17 protein-coding genes are annotated in these 16,776 nt (G+C 67.0%); 10 read left to right on the top strand and 7 right to left on the bottom strand.

Annotation, left to right across the window (positions count from 1 at the left end; all coding sequences use genetic code 11):
• The first annotated feature begins 202 nt into the window (after positions 1–202).
• The 7 genes from GH681_RS03140 to GH681_RS03110 all read left to right on the top strand — a co-directional run bounded on the left by GH681_RS03140 (position 203) and on the right by GH681_RS03110 (position 5,293).
• Positions 203–1,027 carry a flagellin gene (locus GH681_RS03140; RefSeq protein WP_153160002.1) on the top strand — a complete coding sequence of 275 codons (825 nt, stop codon included), beginning with the start codon at positions 203–205 and terminating at the stop codon, positions 1,025–1,027.
• A 76-nt stretch (positions 1,028–1,103) separates the two neighbouring features.
• The gene (locus GH681_RS03135; protein ID WP_153160001.1) at positions 1,104–1,487 is read left to right on the top strand and encodes a flagellar protein FlaG; all 384 of its coding nucleotides are present in this window, start codon (positions 1,104–1,106) and stop codon (positions 1,485–1,487) included.
• A gap of 205 nt (positions 1,488–1,692) precedes the next feature.
• Positions 1,693–3,087, top strand: a complete 1,395-nt coding sequence (fliD, locus tag GH681_RS03130; protein WP_153160000.1) for a flagellar filament capping protein FliD — start codon at positions 1,693–1,695, stop codon at positions 3,085–3,087.
• Between the two features lie 21 nt (positions 3,088–3,108).
• The gene (gene fliS, locus GH681_RS03125) at positions 3,109–3,522 is read left to right on the top strand and encodes a flagellar export chaperone FliS (RefSeq protein WP_153159999.1); all 414 of its coding nucleotides are present in this window, start codon (positions 3,109–3,111) and stop codon (positions 3,520–3,522) included.
• Between the two features lie 18 nt (positions 3,523–3,540).
• A complete protein-coding gene (locus tag GH681_RS03120) occupies positions 3,541–3,888 on the top strand; it encodes a flagellar protein FliT (protein WP_153159998.1) in 348 nt (115 codons plus the stop codon).
• A 29-nt stretch (positions 3,889–3,917) separates the two neighbouring features.
• Positions 3,918–4,994, top strand: coding sequence for a flagellar hook-length control protein FliK (locus tag GH681_RS03115; RefSeq protein ID WP_153159997.1), 1,077 nt, complete (start codon positions 3,918–3,920; stop codon positions 4,992–4,994).
• Complete coding sequence (locus GH681_RS03110; protein WP_153159996.1) at positions 4,991–5,293, top strand: EscU/YscU/HrcU family type III secretion system export apparatus switch protein; 303 nt, start codon at positions 4,991–4,993, stop codon at positions 5,291–5,293. The genes GH681_RS03115 and GH681_RS03110 overlap by 4 nt, the downstream gene beginning before the upstream one ends.
• A gap of 66 nt (positions 5,294–5,359) precedes the next feature.
• Here GH681_RS03110 and GH681_RS03105 read toward each other — a convergent pair whose 3' ends face one another.
• The 5 genes from GH681_RS03105 to GH681_RS03085 all read right to left on the bottom strand — a co-directional run bounded on the left by GH681_RS03105 (position 5,360) and on the right by GH681_RS03085 (position 11,026).
• A complete protein-coding gene (locus GH681_RS03105; protein ID WP_153159995.1) occupies positions 5,360–5,632 on the bottom strand; it encodes an oxidative damage protection protein in 273 nt (90 codons plus the stop codon).
• Positions 5,633–5,729: 97 nt separating this feature from the next.
• On the bottom strand, positions 5,730–7,382 hold the full coding sequence (locus GH681_RS03100) for a sensor domain-containing diguanylate cyclase (protein ID WP_153159994.1): 1,653 nt from the start codon (positions 7,380–7,382) through the stop codon (positions 5,730–5,732).
• Between the two features lie 25 nt (positions 7,383–7,407).
• A complete protein-coding gene (gene argA, locus GH681_RS03095; protein WP_153159993.1) occupies positions 7,408–8,757 on the bottom strand; it encodes an amino-acid N-acetyltransferase in 1,350 nt (449 codons plus the stop codon).
• Positions 8,758–8,805: 48 nt separating this feature from the next.
• Positions 8,806–10,293 (bottom strand): polyphosphate:AMP phosphotransferase, encoded by a 1,488-nt coding sequence (gene pap / locus GH681_RS03090; protein ID WP_153159992.1) that lies wholly within the window; start codon positions 10,291–10,293, stop codon positions 8,806–8,808.
• Positions 10,286–11,026 (bottom strand): 16S rRNA (uracil(1498)-N(3))-methyltransferase, encoded by a 741-nt coding sequence (locus tag GH681_RS03085; RefSeq protein ID WP_153160231.1) that lies wholly within the window; start codon positions 11,024–11,026, stop codon positions 10,286–10,288. The genes pap and GH681_RS03085 overlap by 8 nt, the downstream gene beginning before the upstream one ends.
• Before the next feature lie 48 nt (positions 11,027–11,074).
• Between GH681_RS03085 and GH681_RS03080 the strand changes: the two genes are divergently transcribed.
• The 3 genes from GH681_RS03080 (at position 11,075) to GH681_RS03070 (ending at position 13,444) form a co-directional block, all read left to right on the top strand.
• Positions 11,075–11,635 (top strand): thioredoxin family protein, encoded by a 561-nt coding sequence (locus GH681_RS03080; RefSeq protein WP_153159991.1) that lies wholly within the window; start codon positions 11,075–11,077, stop codon positions 11,633–11,635.
• Positions 11,629–12,438, top strand: a complete 810-nt coding sequence (locus tag GH681_RS03075) for an inositol monophosphatase (RefSeq protein ID WP_153159990.1) — start codon at positions 11,629–11,631, stop codon at positions 12,436–12,438. Before GH681_RS03080 ends, GH681_RS03075 begins: the two co-directional genes overlap by 7 nt.
• Positions 12,439–12,568: 130 nt before the next feature.
• Positions 12,569–13,444 (top strand): phosphoribulokinase, encoded by an 876-nt coding sequence (locus GH681_RS03070; RefSeq protein ID WP_153159989.1) that lies wholly within the window; start codon positions 12,569–12,571, stop codon positions 13,442–13,444.
• 61 nt (positions 13,445–13,505) lie between these two features.
• Here the strand turns inward: GH681_RS03070 and GH681_RS03065 are convergent, their stop codons facing one another.
• Positions 13,506–15,272 (bottom strand): MORN repeat-containing protein, encoded by a 1,767-nt coding sequence (locus tag GH681_RS03065; protein ID WP_153159988.1) that lies wholly within the window; start codon positions 15,270–15,272, stop codon positions 13,506–13,508.
• Between the two features lie 3 nt (positions 15,273–15,275).
• A complete protein-coding gene (locus GH681_RS03060; protein WP_153159987.1) occupies positions 15,276–16,661 on the bottom strand; it encodes a hypothetical protein in 1,386 nt (461 codons plus the stop codon).
• Between the last annotated feature and the right edge of the window lie 115 nt (positions 16,662–16,776).

Raw genomic sequence — 16,776 nt, 5'->3', positions numbered from 1 at the left:
TTCTGAGCCGCTATCAAAAGCCAAGCGGTAATCCGCAGAAAAAACGCGAAGCACACAAAAACGAAAATGTCAACATTTCTTCTAAAGTAGCGCCAGCCAACTCCGTTAATGAATTCAACGGCGGTTGCCTTACACACACCGGGCAAGGCGAACCAAAGTTAAGCCTCGTCGCTTATCTTGAACGGAATTAAGGAGAACCAAAATGGCTGCCACTATCAACACCAATGCGATGTCGCTGAATGCGCAACGCAACCTTTCCACGTCCCAGGCCAGCCTGGCGACCTCGGTTCAACGCCTGTCGTCCGGCCTGCGCGTCAATAGCGCGAAGGACGATGCTGCCGGCCTGGCGATTGCCGACCGCATGAACTCCCAGGCCAAGGGCTTCGACGTTGCGATCCGCAACGCCAACGACGGCATCTCGATGGCGCAGACCGCCGAATCGGCGATGCAGGCCGTCACCGACAACCTGCAGCGGATGCGCGAACTGGCCGTCCAGGCTGCCAACGGCACCTACACCTCGGGTGACCAGGCCAACCTCGACACCGAATTCCAGCAGCTGCAGTCGGAAATCCAGCGCGTCGTCGGCGGCACCACCTTCAACGGCCAGAACGTGCTGAACCTCACCTCTGCCGTGACCTTCCAGGTCGGCGCGGGCACTGCCACCACCGACACCATCACGGTCCAGGGCAGCGCGGTCACCCTGTCCGGCGTGTCCGCCGCGGTGTCCGGTAGCGTCTCCAGCGTCGGCGCCGCGACCGCAGCGATTGCGAGCATCGACACCCAGATCAACAACCTGAACACCGCCCGTGCCACCTGGGGTGCTGTCCAGAACCGCTTCAGCTCGGTCGTGCAGACCCTGTCCGTCGCCTCCGAAAACGCGCAAGCGTCCCGCGGCCGGATCATGGATGCCGACTTCGCGAAGGAAACCGCCAACATGACCCGCGCCCAGATCCTCCAGCAGGCTGGCACCGCGATGGTCTCGCAGGCCAACAGCATGCCGAACAACGTGCTGTCCCTGCTCCAGTAACGCGATACAGACGTAACCCTGACGTGCGCGGCCGCCCACAGGGCGGCGGCGCCGCCAGCACAAGGGGGAGATGAGCATGAGCATCCAGCCAGTCGGCACAAGCAGCGCGCAGTATGTGCCACCCGTCAATGCCTCGACGGGCGCCGGCGCCTCCCGTGCAACCGAGAACGCCGCAAGCACCGGTGCGGTTCAGGCATCCCAGAGCACCGCCCAGACCGGCAAGGTCGCGCCCCCGAGCAACGAACAACTCAACCAGGCGGTCAAGCAGATCCAGGACGTCATCAAGCAGACCGCCAACAGCCTGCAGTTCTCCATCGACGAAGACCTGGGCGTCTCCATCGTCAAGGTGGTGGACACCGAGTCCAAAAAGCTCATCCGGCAGATTCCGTCGGAAGAGGTGCTGGCCATCGCCAAGGCGCTCGACAAATTGCAGGGACTGCTCGTCAAGCAGCAGGCCTGATCCGGACACCCCAAGCCGCCAGACCCTCCCCTGGCGCAGATTTGATCCCACCCTCGCGGTGGGATTTTTTTTGCCGCCACATGCCGGACAACTGAACCTGGCACAACTAATGCATTCCAACTGACAACACGCGACCACACTCAAGTTTTCCGGGGTGCGGTCGTAATTTCCGTCAATCGCTTCACCGCACCACAAGGGGTCCATCATGGCCACAATCTCATCAGCTGGAGTCGGCTCGGGAATCAACGTCGAATCGCTCGTCAGTTCGCTGATGTCTGTTGAAAAACAGCCCCTTACGAAACTCCAGTCGCGCCAGAGCAGCTACGAATCGAAGATCTCCGCCCTCGGCACGCTCAAGAGCGCCCTGTCCACCCTGCAGACCGCCGCCAAGGCCCTGACACCGGCAACCGGCAGCACGGCAACGGCATCTTTGTCCGCCTATAAGGCAACTCTTGCCGATTCGACCATCGCAACGGCAACAACGACCAGCTCGGCCGTTGCCGGCAGCTACTCCCTCGAAGTCACCGCCCTGGCCACCAGCCAGCGCTACGCGCTGGGCAAGACCTTCGCCGCCGGCGACGCGGCGCTCGATTTCGGCACCGACAGCAGCCGCACGCTCACCTTCACCAAGGGCAGCACGACCACCACCGTCACCCTGGAAAGCAGCCAGAACACCCTGGCGGCCGTGCGCGACGCCATCAACAAGGCCGAGCCCGGCGTGAGCGCCTCCATCGTCACCGACACCAGCGGCAAGCAGAACCTGCTGCTCACCGCCACGTCCGGCGGCACCGCCAACGCGGTGACCATCGGCGGCACCGCCACCTTCATCGACGCTGCCGCACCGGGCTCGCCGATCGCCGCCTCCAGCGCCTTCAACCAGACCCTTGCCGCCAGCGACGCGGCGGTGAAGATCCAGGGCGTGTCGATCGCCACCAGCGGCAACTCGATCACCAACGCCATTGACGGGGTGAACCTCGAGCTCACCAAGACCGGCACCACCACCCTCTCCGTCACCCGCGACAACACCGACCTGAAGAGCAAGCTCGACACCTTCATCAACGCCTACAACAGCCTCAACACCTCGCTGAAAAACCTGGGCGCCTACAACGCCAGCACCAAGACGGCTGCCGTGCTCAACGGCGACTCGACCCTGCGCAGCATCCAGTCCCAGGTGCGCAACACCATCGGCAGCGTTCCCGCGTCCCTGAGCGGCGCCACCTACAAGACCCTCAGCGACATCGGCATCGCCTTTCAGACCGACGGCAGCCTGAAGATCGACAGCGCCAAGTTCGACAAGGCGGCCAGCGCCAACTTTTCGGCCACCGCCGCAGTGATCGGCGCCTTCGGCAGCACGATGAAGACGACCACCACCAACCTGCTTGCCAGCAACGGGGTGATCGCCAGCCGCACCGACGGCCTGAACAGCAGCATCAAATCCATGGGCAATCAGATCGACGCCTTCGAGACGCGCCTGACCATGATCGAAAAGACCTACCGCGCCAAGTTCACCGCGCTCGACACCAGCATGACCAGCATGACGACCACCAGCAGTTACCTGTCACAGCAGTTGAGCCTTCTCAGCAGCATGGCCAGCAACTAACCCCGACCGGAGAGCAACTACATGTCGTTTGGACTCGCGGCCCGTCGCGGCGCTGCTGCCTACAGCGCAGTAGGCGTCGAAACCGGCGTTTCCACCGCCGACCCCCACAAGTTGATCCTCATGCTTTTCGACGGCGCCATCCTGCAGGTCGGGACGGCCGCCATCGCCCTCGAGAACAAGGACGTCCCCGGCAAGGGCACGGCGATCTCGAAGGCCATCGAAATCATCCTGAACGGACTCAAGGTCAGTCTCGACTACGAGGCCGGCGGCGAACTCGCCCAGCGCCTCGCTTCCCTTTACGACTACATGACACAGCGACTTCTCTACGCTAACCTGCACAACAGCCGGCCCGCGATGGACGAAGTCACTCAACTGCTCACCGAACTGAAAGACGCCTGGGCCGCCATCGGCAATTCCGACCAGGCAGACCGTTAGATTGCCGGAGACATCTTCATGAGTTCCCTCGCCCTCCTGGAACAGATGAGCAACTACTCCACCGAAATGGTGGATGCGGCGCGCGCCAACGACTGGGATCGCCTGACGCGTCTTGAAAAGCAGGTCGCCTCCCTGCGCGACCGCATCGGCGTCGAAGAGGCCCTGGCCTTTCCGAGCCGCCCCCGACGCATGTCCGAAGACGAGCGCGCCCGCAAGATCGCCCTGATCCGGCGCATCCTCGACGACGACAAGGAAGTCCGCGTCCACACCGAGCCGTGGATGGACAGCGTCCGCCAGATGCTCTCCGGCGGCGTGCGCGAACGCAATCTGCGCAACGCCTACGGCGGCAACGACGGCGACGCCTGATCCAGTGCAGGCGGGCTGACGAGGCCGTCATGATTCCCGGCGATCTCGCTGCCCGCCTCCGGATGCTCACCGAGGCCAGTTTCTTTCAGGGCGAACCCACCGTCGCCCCCCTGGCCCGCGTCAAGGGCATCTCGAACCACCTCCCCGATTTCACCCCTGGCCAGCGCATCGTCGCCAATCTCCAGGCCACCAGCGCCGACAACACCTTCCTCGCCCGGGTCGACGGGCGCGAAGTCACCCTGGCCCTGCCCCAGTCCGTCAAGGCCGGCGACACCCTCGAGCTGGTCGTCAGCCACGTCACGCCCCGGGCCGTCTTCGCCACCCTCGCCCAGCCGACGCCCGACGCCGCAGCCGCCGCCAGCCGCCCGGCCCTCAGCCAGGCCGGCAAGCTGATCAGCTTTCTCCTCACCGGCCAGCCCGCCCCCGAAACCGCCAGCCTCGCCGGTGGCGAACCCCTGCTCGCATCGCCGCCCACCGCCGGCACCGGCGCCGCCCAGCTCGCCGCCAGACTCGGCAACGCGGTCAGCCAGAGCGGACTGTTCTACGAATCCCACCAGGCCCGCTGGCTCTCCGGGCAGATCGACACCGCCAGCCTGAAGCAGGAGCCCCAGGGTCGCCTAACCGCAACCCAGGCCAGCGCTTCGGCCGCGACCACCAGCACCGGCAACGCCGCATCGGCCGACACCGCCGCTGCTGCCACCTCGCGCCCCGCCGCCGACAGCCCGTCACCCATCCCCGAACGCCTGCTGCCGCTGGTCCATCAGCAACTCGACGCCATCGCCACCCAGCACATGGTGTGGCAGGGCCAGGTGTGGCCCGGGCAGATGATGGAATGGGAGATCGAAGACCCGGAGCAGGATCGCGCCGCAGCGGAAGAAGGCGCCGAGCCCTACTGGAACACCACCCTGCGCCTCACCCTGCCGGGCCTGGGCGGCGTCGAGGCCCGCCTCCACCTCACCCCGGCCGGCGTGGCCATGCGCCTGATCACCGACAGCGACACCACTCGCGACGCCCTCGACGCCGGCCAGCAGCGCCTGGCCGACGCCCTTGCCGCCGCCAACGTCCCCCTCACCGGCCTCGTCGCAGAACGCCGGAGCGCCCCGTGAACCGCCCCGAGCACCCCGGCGAGCAACGTGCCGAGGCGGTCGCCCTCGCCTACACCGCCGGGCAGTCCGCCCCGACCGTGGTGGCCAAGGGCCGCGGCCTGATCGCCGCCGAAATCATCAACCGGGCCAAGGATGCCGGGGTGTACGTCCACGAATCCCCCGAGCTCGTCGCCCTGCTCATGCAGGTGGACCTGGACGCCCGGATTCCCCCCGAACTCTACGTGGCCGTGGCCGAACTGCTCGCCTGGCTGTACGCCATCGAGAACGGCCAGTCCGACAACCGACCACCGCCCAAATGACAACGGCCCCGAAACGGGGCCGTCTGTGCGCACCAGCCGGCATCACCGCCGGCCGTCGAACCGTGCTTACTGCTGGGGCGGAACGTAGCCGCTCACCTGATCGGCGCCGCCACCGAAGAAATAGCGCTCCATCTGCTCGGCCAGATACTTGCGGGCCCGGGCATCCATCAGGTTGAGACGGTTTTCGTTGATCAGCATCGTCTGATGCCGCACCCATTGCTGCCAGCCTTCCTTCGAGACGTTCTCGAAGACGCGCTTGCCAAGTTCGCCGGGAAGCGGCGGAACATCCAGACCTTCAGCCTCGCGGCCGAGCTTCACACAATTAACCATCCGTGCCATGTTTCACCTCATGAGTTGGGGATGCCGGCGCGGTTGCGCCATCGCCGGCAGGTGCCGTGATTATAGGTCAGCCCGGCCCCGGGGCGATCGCGCCGCATCACGCCACGGTTTCACCGACGGACTCCCGGGCAAACTCCCAGCAGTTGCCGCCCAGCGCCTTGGCCAGGTACATCGCCCGGTCTGCTGCGCCGATCAGGCTTTCGGGGTTCTCCCCGTCCCGGGCGCTGAGGGCGATGCCGATGCTCGCGGTGACACCAGCCGGCTGATTGTTGAAATTGAAGCTCATGCCGGCGATGCACGCACACAGGCGCCGGGCGAGTTCCGAGAGCTCGCTGGCCGAGGCCGACGGCACGAGGATCGCGAACTCGTCCCCCCCGAGCCGGAAGAACATCTCGTTGCGCCGGACCACCGACCCCAGCTCGCTCGCCAGATCCACCAGCACCTCGTCACCGGCCTGATGGCCGAAGCGGTCGTTCACCGGCTTGAAGCCGTCCAGGTCGATCGCCAGCAGGCCCACGCACTCCCGATGGCGGCTGCTGTCGGCCAGCATCCGCGCCAGCTCTTCATGGAAACGCCGACGGTTGTAGAGATTGGTGAGAGGATCGCGCTCGGCCATGTGCAACAGCTGACGAGCCACGCGGCGCTGCTCGGTGACATCCTCGAACACCCAGATCCGCCCCAGGGAGCGGCCGCCGTCCGGCCCCGGCACGACCCGCGAGAAGTCGGTGACGACCCGCCCGTCGCTGAACAGGATCTCGTAGGGTTCGCTGGGCATGCGGTGGCTCAACACGTGATTGACGTGCTCCATGAACGCCACCGGATCGGCCACGAACTGCAGCACGTGCTGCTGAAGCACCACGTCGCGTACGCCGACGAAGCCGTCGCCGTCGTTCATCCGCCAGATTTCGTAGAGGGCGCGGTTGCAATAGACCACCCGCCGGTCGGTGTCCATGAACAGGATGCCCATCCGCACCACGTCGAGCAGGGCCGACAGGCGCGAACGCTCCTCGTTGCTGCGGCGCAGATAGTGTTCGGAAAGCGCCTGGGCGCGGCGCAGGGCGGCCACGGTTTCGAGGAGCTTGAACTCCGCCTCCTTGCGCGCCTGCACGTCGCTCATCGTGACCCGCAGCCCGAGCAGCAGGCCCTCACCATCGCGGATGGGCTGCCAGTGCCAGCTGATCCAATGTACACCGCGGCTGCCGCCGATCAGGCGCAACTCGAGCTCGCTGATCTGCTCGTCGGCCAGCGCCCGGCGGATCTGGTCCCGGCAGTAGCTCCGGTCGCGCTCGTAGACCACCAGATCGATGAAATCGCCGGCCAGCACCTCGGCCGCGGTGCGCCCGGTGTAACGCTCGATGACCTGGCTCACCCAGAAGAAACGCCCCTCCCGATCAACCCAGCCTTCGAGATTCAGGCCGTCCGTCACCGCCCGCTGGAAATGCCGGCTGATGCCCTCCGCCGGCAGCGGCGCGAGTGGCTCCCCCGCCTCGGGCGACACCACCGGCGTGGCCCGAAGGGCGGCAAGTTCGGCCTCACAGGCGGCAAGCCGGCGGCGCAGGAGCATCAGGTAGATGCCGCCGCCCGTCCCCAGCATGGCCGCAAGGCCGGTGCAGATGGTGACGACCGGCGAGGCGAATGCCTCGGGCAGCGCCGCCCAGGCTGGTGCGGCCGGTAGCGCGAGCGCCAGGCCAACGCCAGCCAGCTGGCGGATGCAGGACGGAAAAACCGGGCGAAGGAGTCGGAAACTCACACAATCACTTTCGCGGCAGCGCCGCTCACAGCGTTTTCATGAAAACCTTGGAGCGGCGGCTCACGTCGTACATCTCGCGCTTCTGCCGCGGCAGATCCTCGGGCGGCGCCTGGCGGAAACCCCGCTCACGGAACCAGTCGGAAGTGCGGGTGGTGAGCACGAACAGGCGCTCGACGCCGATCTTCCGTGCCCGGGATTCCATCCGCTTGAGCAGCATCTCGCCCAGCCCGGCCCGGCGGTGCTCCGGCACCACGGCCACGCAGGCCATCTCGGCCGCGCGCTCGTCAATGAACGGATACAGCGCCGCACACCCCACCAGCACCCCGTCGTACTCGACGACGGTGAAACGCTCGATCTCGGCCTCCAGGCGCTCGCGGCTGCGCCGCACCAGAGTGCCGTCGGCCTCCATCGGGGCGATCACCGCGCCCAGCGCGCCCACATCCTCGATGGTTGCCTCGCGCAGGCGGAACAGCGGATCGCGGGTCAGCACCGTGCCCACACCCAGCGGGGTGAAGAACTCCAGAAGCAGGCCGCCATCCTTGTCCCGGTCAATCAGGTGGGCACGGCCGACGCCCTTGCGCACCGCGCGGATCGCGCAGGGCAGATACAGATCCAGATCCTCGGTCATCCCCTCGCCAGCCTTCAGCATGGCTTCGGCATCGTCGGCGGTGATCGCCTCGATCAGGCTGCCGTGCTTGTCCAGCAAGCCCGGCGCATCGCACAGGTAGATCAGCTTCTCGGCCTTGAGGGCAATGGCGACGGCCTCGGCCACCGCCTCCATGCTCATGTTGAAGATCTCGCCGGCTGGCGACACCCCCAGCGACGACATCAGCACCACGTTCTGCTGGTCCAGGTCGGCGGCGATTTCCTCGGCGATCACCTTGCGCACGGCGCCGGTGAAGCCGTAATCGACGCCATCCACCACGCCCACCGGCTTGGCGGTGACGAAGTTGCCGCCCGTCACGCGCATGTAGCTGCCGGCCATCGGCGTGTTAGGCAGGCCCTGGGAGAGCAGCGCCTCGACCTCGATGCGGGTGACGGCCACGGCCGCCTTCACGCATTCGAGCGCGGCCGCATCGGTGACGCGCAAACCGTTGTGATAACGCGGCGTAAGCCCGCGGCGGGCCAGCTCGGCCTCGATCTGCGGACGCGCGCCATGCACCAGCACCAGCCGCACGCCAAGGGCCGCCAGCAGGTTGCAGTCGTAGGCGAGCTTCTCGGCGAGCTGGCCGGCAGCCACCTCGCCGCCAAAGCCCAGCACGAAGGTCTTGCCACGAAACGCGTGGATGAAGGGCGCAGCCGCCCGCACCCAGGCGACGAAGCGCTGGGAGAGATCATTGGGCGCGAGCGCCGGCGAATTGTCGGGTGAGTTCACGGGTTGTTCCACAGCCTTGGGGAGTGATCGGGCTATCCGTTGTCCAGGTCAGTGTTTCAGGGCCGATTCGAGCTTATCGACCAGGACGCGCAGAATCTTTACCCGCGCATAATATTTGTTATCGGCCTCGACGAGGGTCCAAGCCGCGTTTTCGGTGCTGGTGCGGTCGATCATGTCGCACACCGCGGGCTCGTAGAGGGGCCACTTCTCGCGGTTGCGCCAGTCGTCCGGGGTGATCTTGTAGCGTTTGAAGGCTTCTTCTTCCCGCGCCTTGAAGCGCCGCAGCTGCTCCGCGTCGCTCACCGACAGCCAGAACTTCACGACGATGGCCCCGGCCGACACCAGCTGATCCTCGAAATCGTTGATCTCGGCGTAGGCGCGCATCCAGTCGGCCTCGGAGCAGAAGCCCTCGACCCGCTCCACCAGCACCCGGCCGTACCAGGAGCGGTCGAAGATCGCCACCTTGCCCTGACGCGGCAGGCGCCGCCAGAAGCGCCACAGGTAAGGCTGCGCAGCCTCCTCGTCGGAAGGTGCGGCGATGGGGATGACGTGGTACTGGCGGGTGTCGAGCGCCGCGGTGACACGGCGGATCGCCCCGCCCTTGCCGGCAGCGTCCATGCCCTCGAAGACCAGCACCAGGCTGCGTTTCGCAAACTCCTCACTGCGCACCGCCAGGGCCAGCCGGCCCTGGAGTTTCTCCAGCTGGCTCTCGTAGTCCTTCTTGTCCATCGGCTGGTCGAGCACCAGCGCGTTGAGCAGGTTGCGCTCGTCCGGCGCGGCCACCAGCGGCGCGGCGGTCTGCCGCGTGCGAAAGCCCTTGCGGACGAACTCGATGCGTCGCTGCAGCCGCTCGAGGAGCGTCTTGCCCACGTGCACGGCCCGGTATTGAGGGTCGCTGCCATCGACGATCACCCACGGCGCAATGCCGGTGCTCGTGCGGCGCAGCACATGCTCGGCCACCTCGCGGTAGCGGTCGTAGTGCTCGTAGATCTCCCAGTCGGCCTCGCGCACCCGCCAGCGGGTGTCCGGGTTGGCCTCCAGCGCCTTGAGGCGTTTTTTCTGCCCCGCCTGGGAGAGGTGGAACCAGAACTTGATGAGCACCACGCCCTCGGCGGCGAGCATCGCCTCGAAGCGGTTGAGCTCCGACAGGCGCTGATCGAGATGCGCCTTCTTCATCCGCTTGAAGCTGCGCTCGTTGATGGGCTCGGAATACCAGTTGCCGAACAGGATGCCGATCTTGCCCTTGGCCGGCAGCGCCCGCCAGAAGCGCCACAGACGGGGCCGCTGGCGCTCCTCGTCGGTGGGCTGATCGAAGGCGTGCACCTCGATGTGTCGCGGGTCCATCCACTCATTGAGCAGATTCACCGTCTCGCCGCGACCGGCGCCGTCGATCCCGTTGATGAGGATCACCGCGGCGAAATCCTTGTGTTCGAGGAGGTCGAACTGGGTGTTCAGCAGGTCGGTGCGCAGCTGCGGCTCGATCGTCGCGTACTCTTCCTTCGACAGCTTGTGGCCCAGCTCGGCTGACTCAAACATCAAGGTCTCCCGGAAAATCGCCCCACAGGGTTTGCATGGCCGCGATGGCCGCCAGGCCCGCGGTTTCGGTGCGCAGCACCCGCGGCCCGAGGGCCAGGGGCTCGCAGCCGGCGCGATCGGCCAGGGCCAGTTCGGCCGGCGACCAGCCGCCCTCCGGCCCGATCAGGATCGCCACCGGCCCGGCCGGACGCGACTTGCGGGCCAGCGCGCCCTCCGCGCCCGGCGCGAGGATCATCCGCGTGCCGGCAAAATCCCGGGCCAGATACTTGGCCAGCGGCAGGATCTCGGCCACCTCCGGCACCCGGTTGCGGCCGGACTGCTCGCAGGCCGACACCGCGATCTGCTGCCAGTGGGCGCGGCGCTTGTCCGCCCGGTCGCCCGACAGCTTGAGCACCGAACGCTCGGCCGCCACCGGCTGGATCGCGGCCACGCCCAGCTCGACCGCCTTCTGCACCACCCAGTCCATCTTGTCGGCGCTCGCCAGGGCCTGCACCAGGGTGATCGCCAGCGGCGATTCCCGCTCGGCATTGAGCCGCGGGCCGAGCCGCGCCAGCGGCTGCTTGCCGAGGGCGACGAGGGTGGCCGCGCACTCACCGCCACGGCCGTCGAAGAGGGTCACCGCGTCACCCACCGCAAGGCGCAGCACGCGCTCGGCATGGTGGGCAACGGCCGCCGGCAGCGGCATGTCGGAATCGGGCACGAGGCCGTCGGGGCAAAAGAAGCGCGGGTTCATCATGCTATTATCCGCGTGCCTCCACGGGATTGAAACCAAACGAAGATCATGGTCAGTCTTACCACGCCCCTGTGCGATTTCGGCTGGTCCGCCCCGGACTTCGTACTGCCCGGTGTCGACGGCAAGCCCCACAGCCTTTCCAGTTGCCGCGGCCCCAAGGGGCTGCTGGTGATGTTCATCTGCAACCATTGCCCCTACGTGAAGGCCGTGCTGCCGCGCCTCGTGCGCGACTGCCGCGAGCTGGCCGGCCTAGGCATCGGCTGCGTGGCCATCATGTCCAACGATCCGGCCGACTACCCCGAGGACTCCCCGGAGAACATGCAGCGCATCGCCGCCGACATGGATTTCCCCTTTCCCTACCTGCTCGACGAGAGCCAGGCCGTCGCCAGGGCCTACGGCGCGGTGTGCACGCCGGATTTCTTCGGCTTCGACGCCGGGCTCGGCCTGCAGTATCGCGGCCGCCTCGACGCCTCCGGCAAGAACCCCGCCCCCGAAGACGCCCGCCGCGAGCTTTTCGAGGCCATGCGCCAGGTGGCCGAAACCGGCCACGGCCCGGCCGAACAGACGCCCAGCATCGGCTGCTCCATCAAGTGGCGGGCCCCATGCTGAACGCCGCCCAACGCCTCGAACAGGCCCGCGCCCTGGCCGATCTCGTCCGCGAGATGGCCAAGGAAACCATTCTGCCCCGCTACCTCAGCGCCGTGCGCGAGCACAAGGCCGACGGCAGCGTGCTCACCGAAGCCGATCTGGCCTCCCAGGCCGCGCTGGTCGAACGCCTGCCCAGGCTCATCCCCGGCGCCGTGCTCGGCGAAGAGATGAGCGCCGAGGAGCAAGGACGTGTGTGGCACCTGGGCAAGGGCGGCCTGTGGGTCATCGACCCCATCGACGGCACCACCAACTTCGCCAACGGGATTCCCTTCTTCGGCGTGGCGGTGGCCTATCTTATCGACCACAAGACCCAGCTCGGGGTGGTCTACAACCCGATCACCGACGAAGCCTTTTACGCCGCCCGCGGCGCCGGCGCCTGGCTCAACGACGTGGCGCTGCCCCTGCGCAGCCCGGCCGCACGCCTCAAGGACGCCGTCGCCGGCGTCGACTTCAAACGCATCAGCCACCACCTGGGCGACGAGCTCGCGGTGCGCCCGCCGTATTACTCCCAGCGCAACTTCGGCTCCAGCGCCCTCGAATGGTGCTACGTGGCCGCCGGCCGGCTCGACGTGTACATCCACGGCGGGCAAATGCTTTGGGACTACGCCGCCGGTCGCCTGATCCTCGACGAAGCCGGTGGTGCCTACAGCACCCTGGGCGGCACGCCGCTCACCGCCGGGCCGGCCATCAAGCGCTCGGTGATCGCCGCCGCCAGCCCGGCCCTGTTTGAAGAGTGGCGCGTGTGGCTGCACAGCCACGCATGAGGCCCTCAGGAGACTCGGCACAGATATTGCTGAGCTAACCCCGCTCGCTCCGGAAAGTTGCTGGAGTGCTTTTGGAACAGTTCATGACCCCGTGGCCTGCTCCAAAAACACTCATTTTCTGGAGCAATCCATGTCCATGAAGCACCCCATCGTCGTGGTGACCGGCTCGTCCGGCTCCGGCACGACGACCGTGAAGCACACCTTTGAAGGCATCTTCTGGCGCGAGAAGGTCAACGCCGCCATCATCGAAGGCGACAGCTTCCACCGCTACACCCGCGACGAGATCCGCGAACTCATCATCGACGCCGAAAACAAGGGCCAGCGCGGGATCAGCCACTTCGGCCCCGAGGCCAACCTGCTCGAAGACCTCGAACAGCTCTTCCGCACCTACGGCGAATCGGGCAGCGGCCGGCGCCGCCATTACCTCCACCATTCCGAAGAAGCCGCCCGCCGCGGCCTGAAGGTGGGCAGCTTCACGCCCTGGGAAGACATCCCGCCGGACACCGACTGTCTGTTCTACGAAGGCCTGCACGGCGCGGTGATCACCGACAAGGTGAACATCTGCCGCCACGCCGACTTGCTGATCGGCGTCGTTCCAATCACCAACCTGGAGTGGATACAAAAGATCCACCGGGACACGAAAACCCGCGGCTATTCCCTCGAGGCCGTGCAGGAGACCATCCTGCGGCGGATGCACGACTACGTGCATTACATCGTCCCGCAGTTCTCGCACACGCACATCAACTTCCAGCGGGTGCCGATGGTGGATACGTCGAACCCGTTCATCGCCCGCGACATCCCCACCGCCGACGAGTCGATGGTCATCATCCGCTTCCGCGATCCGCGGGGCGTGGATTTCCCCTACCTGCTGCGGATGGTGGACGGCAGCTTCATGTCCCGCGCCAACACCATCGTGGTGCCCGGCGGCAAGCTCGATCTGGCGATGCAGCTGATCCTCACCCCGCTGATCTGGAAACTGATGGAACGCCGTCGCCAGTGGGTGTGACGCCAGCCTGAAACGACAACGGGGCAGCCGCGGCTGCCCCGTTTCATTTTCACGCCCGACCTTACTTGACCGATGCGGTGAGGTTCTTGCCCTTGTCGGTCTGCTGGTCGTTCTGGAATTCGCCCTCCCAGCCTTCGCCGCTGGCCCAGGTCAGCCGGCCCTGGCCGTGCTTGCGGCCCATGTTCCAGGTGCCGTCGTAGCGGTTGCCGTTCTTCCAGGCGTAGCTGCCCTGGCCGTGGAACACCCCGCGCACGAAGTCGCCGGTGTAGCTGTCGCCGCTGGGGAAGATCTGGGTGCCGCGCCCGTTGGGCTCGCCATCCTTCACCGCGCCCTCGTAGCGGTTGCCACCAGCAAAGCGGATCACCCCGTAGCCGACGGCCTGGTCATCCACCCAGTCGCCCTCGTACCACTGGCCGCCCACCCACTCGAAGCGCCCCTTGCCGTGCTTGCGGCCATTGACCAGGGTGCCCACGTAACGCTCGCCGTTGGTCCATTCGACGGTGCCGGTACCGCTCACCGCCCCAGTCTGGCGCTCGAGCGTGAAGGCGCCGCGATAAGTGGTGTCGCCCGCCACCAGCACCACTTCGCCCGGCGGAGCGGCCGGGGTCGGAGCGGCAGGTTTGTTCTCGGCCACCGGCGCAGGCTTGGGTGCCGGTGCCGGCGCTGGGGCGGCGGTCGTCGCCGCGGCTGCCGTGGCCGTTACCGCGGCGGCAGCCGGCAGTTTGGCGACCGCCGAGGCAGCCGGCTGGACGACCACCGGCGCCACCACCGGCTGATTGGTGACGATGGCCGGCGGCGGCGCCTTGCGGCTGCCGTACAGGGCCATCGCATTCTGGGGCAGCGGCGTGCCGCGCTCCCGGGAGATCGCGTCTGCGTTGGTGCGGGCCAGGCTCTGGGGGTTGCCGCGGCACTGGATCACCGCGTCGCGCCAGGCCACCTCGGCCTTCACCGACAGCACGTCCTTCTCGGTGGCCGACACCGCCTGCCCGGTGGTACGCAGCTGCTGGGTCTGGTCGGTGGCCGAATCCCACAGGGGGCCGCAGTGTTCGGCGTTGTGGGCGTCGATCTGGGTCTGCTCGACCTTGCGCATGGCCTGGGTCTGGCGGGTGCCGGCGCATTTATCGGCGGCGCCTTCCCAGGCCAGCACGGCCTTGCTGTAGAGGGACGCGGCGTCGTCCCAGCGCTTGTCCTTCCAGGCCACGCGGGCGTAGTCGCCGAGGGACGTGGCACTCTTCCAGGCCGCATCGCAGGCCGGGCCGGAACTGAGGAGCTCGGCATTGGCCGCCCGGGCGCGCACGGTGGCCGCGAGGCTCTTCTCGGCTTTCTCCTTGTGGGGTGGATGGCACAGGTCGGCCGCCTCACGCCAAACATTCTCGGCATCGGCCAGCAGACGTTCGATCTGGGCCGGATCGCCCTTCTCGCCACGGGCCGCCGCCACCTTCACCTCCAGATCGAGGGCCTTGTCGAGGCGCGGCAGGCATTCGCTCTGGTGGCTCGACGCCGCGTCCACCTGCTTGAGGAGCGCGGCGGCCTTGTCGCCATGCTTGTTGGCCTGGGCCGCCACCGCCGGGCAGTTGGCGGCGATGCTCAGAAAGGCGCCGCTGGCTTCGGCAAGCAGGGGCTGGGCGTCCTTCCAGCGCTTGGCGGCGGCCACCTGCTGGCCGCGTTCGAAGGTCAGCTCGGCCTGCTGCATGGCGGCCGGGCAATCCAGCTGGGCGCCGGAGTCGTCGGGCATCGACGAGGCCGGCGGCGACGTCTGGGCGACCGCCGCGGTGATGAGCGAACAGGCCAGGGCACCGCACAGATCAAGGATTCGCATCTTCTTCATGACTCATTCGTCGCCCGATTCGAGGGGCATTCTCAGCATTGCATCGATCAGGCCGGTCTGGCCAAGGCCCGAAGGCGGCTTGATCTCCTCGCTGTCCGAGGCGAGCGCCATGCCGCCGATTTCGTCGGAGGCGCTGGGCAGATCGGAGAGCTTCAACGTAAACGCCTCCAGCGACGCGCCCTTGAGGACAGCCGCGAGCATTTCTTCACGCTGGGTCTGGCGGGCGAGGTTCACGAACTTGGCCAACCGCTCTTCATCCAGCACAAAGACGTTGCTGATGCGGTTCTGGTCGAGGAGCTTCTGATGCAGGCTTGCGCCGGCCAGCGGGTCGCCGCCAAGCTTGCCGATGCGGTCGTAAGCCCAGCGGTCGGCATCGTCGAAAGCCGTGGTGGCCACCCACGACAGGCTCGACACCGCCATCCCCATCCGCGCCATGAAGGTGTCCCGCAGCACATTGCCAGCTTGGCGGCCGACCGACTTCACCACTTCCTCACCAATCTTCTGGACGTAATCCTGGGCGGCCTGTTCGGCCAGCTTCCTGGCGGCCTCCTGCAGCGCCTGCTTGGCGACCGCTTCGGATGCCGACTTGGCGGCCGCCGCAGCCGCCGCCTGGGCTGCCTGGTTGGCCGCCACCTTGGCGGCCTGCGCCGCGGCGTTGAGGCCGGTGGCAAGGGACGCGATCTCGAACAGCGTGGAGACGATCTCCTTGCTGTAGTGGTAGGTCTTCATCCGCGCCCCACCCTCTTCCGACAGGCCCTGGGTCCACAGCACCATCCACAGGGCTTCGTCGGGGGTGATCTGGGGGCCGAAGATCTCCAGCGGATGAATGCTCATCAGCCAGTGAAAATCCTGGTAGCCGGGCGTGACCGGCGGCGCCAGCCGGGCATAGCCACGGCACACCTGCAGGGGCTTGATGGTCACCGTCTTGCCGGCGGCCGTCCTGATGGGGAAAGGCTCGCCGTCGTCACGCAGTTCGGCGAGCTCGGCCAGCATCTTGTTGGCGTCGTTCTTCTTGTAGCCCTTGATCTCGACGATCTTGTCGCCGGGCGCAAGGCCGATGTCCGGCGCGGCGGCCACCACGGTGAGCCGCTCGTCCACCTGCAGCGCGCGCACCCACGCCACCCGGTCGTCCTCTTCCCACTCGTAGCTCGTCGCCACGCTGAAGGGCAGCTCCCACTGGTGGCTGCAGTCCGGGTCCTTGAGGGCCGCGGAGCGCACGATGGCCGGGCGCAGCGCGCGCTCGCCGTGGCCCAGGGCACGCAGGTTGCCGAGCAGCGTCTCATTGACCTTGCGGCCATCATCAACGGTGTATTTCATGCCGCCACAACCGCCCAGCAGCAGGGCGGCAAGGACGACGACGAGGGCGGTCCAGCGGGAGAGCAGACGCATCGGCGGGCGCGATGTAAGAAAATGTAAGGCGTCCGGGATTATGCCGGAGTTTTTCCATCCCGGCCGTGACGGGCCCAACAGGTGGATTCAAGCCGCCAAGGCTACCCAAGCCCCG

It is taken from the genome of Zoogloea sp. 1C4 (assembly GCF_009469605.1).
In the GTDB taxonomy this organism is placed as follows: Bacteria; Pseudomonadota; Gammaproteobacteria; order Burkholderiales; family Rhodocyclaceae; genus Zoogloea; species Zoogloea oryzae.
This window is presented reverse-complemented; position numbering and strand designations above follow the sequence as displayed.

What these genes read in the sequence shown, in the direction of transcription:
- GH681_RS03140 (WP_153160002.1), top strand. Translation starts at nt 203, where the DNA reads ATGGCTGCCACTATCAACACCAATGCGATGTCGCTGAATGCGCAACGC.
- GH681_RS03135 (WP_153160001.1), top strand. Translation starts at nt 1,104, where the DNA reads ATGAGCATCCAGCCAGTCGGCACAAGCAGCGCGCAGTATGTGCCACCC.
- fliD (WP_153160000.1), top strand. Translation starts at nt 1,693, where the DNA reads ATGGCCACAATCTCATCAGCTGGAGTCGGCTCGGGAATCAACGTCGAA.
- fliS (WP_153159999.1), top strand. Translation starts at nt 3,109, where the DNA reads ATGTCGTTTGGACTCGCGGCCCGTCGCGGCGCTGCTGCCTACAGCGCA.
- GH681_RS03120 (WP_153159998.1), top strand. Translation starts at nt 3,541, where the DNA reads ATGAGTTCCCTCGCCCTCCTGGAACAGATGAGCAACTACTCCACCGAA.
- GH681_RS03115 (WP_153159997.1), top strand. Translation starts at nt 3,918, where the DNA reads ATGATTCCCGGCGATCTCGCTGCCCGCCTCCGGATGCTCACCGAGGCC.
- GH681_RS03105 (WP_153159995.1), bottom strand. Translation starts at nt 5,632, where the DNA reads ATGGCACGGATGGTTAATTGTGTGAAGCTCGGCCGCGAGGCTGAAGGT.
- pap (WP_153159992.1), bottom strand. Translation starts at nt 10,293, where the DNA reads ATGTTTGAGTCAGCCGAGCTGGGCCACAAGCTGTCGAAGGAAGAGTAC.
- GH681_RS03085 (WP_153160231.1), bottom strand. Translation starts at nt 11,026, where the DNA reads ATGAACCCGCGCTTCTTTTGCCCCGACGGCCTCGTGCCCGATTCCGAC.
- GH681_RS03080 (WP_153159991.1), top strand. Translation starts at nt 11,075, where the DNA reads ATGGTCAGTCTTACCACGCCCCTGTGCGATTTCGGCTGGTCCGCCCCG.
- GH681_RS03075 (WP_153159990.1), top strand. Translation starts at nt 11,629, where the DNA reads ATGCTGAACGCCGCCCAACGCCTCGAACAGGCCCGCGCCCTGGCCGAT.
- GH681_RS03070 (WP_153159989.1), top strand. Translation starts at nt 12,569, where the DNA reads ATGTCCATGAAGCACCCCATCGTCGTGGTGACCGGCTCGTCCGGCTCC.
- GH681_RS03065 (WP_153159988.1), bottom strand. Translation starts at nt 15,272, where the DNA reads ATGAAGAAGATGCGAATCCTTGATCTGTGCGGTGCCCTGGCCTGTTCG.
- GH681_RS03060 (WP_153159987.1), bottom strand. Translation starts at nt 16,661, where the DNA reads ATGCGTCTGCTCTCCCGCTGGACCGCCCTCGTCGTCGTCCTTGCCGCC.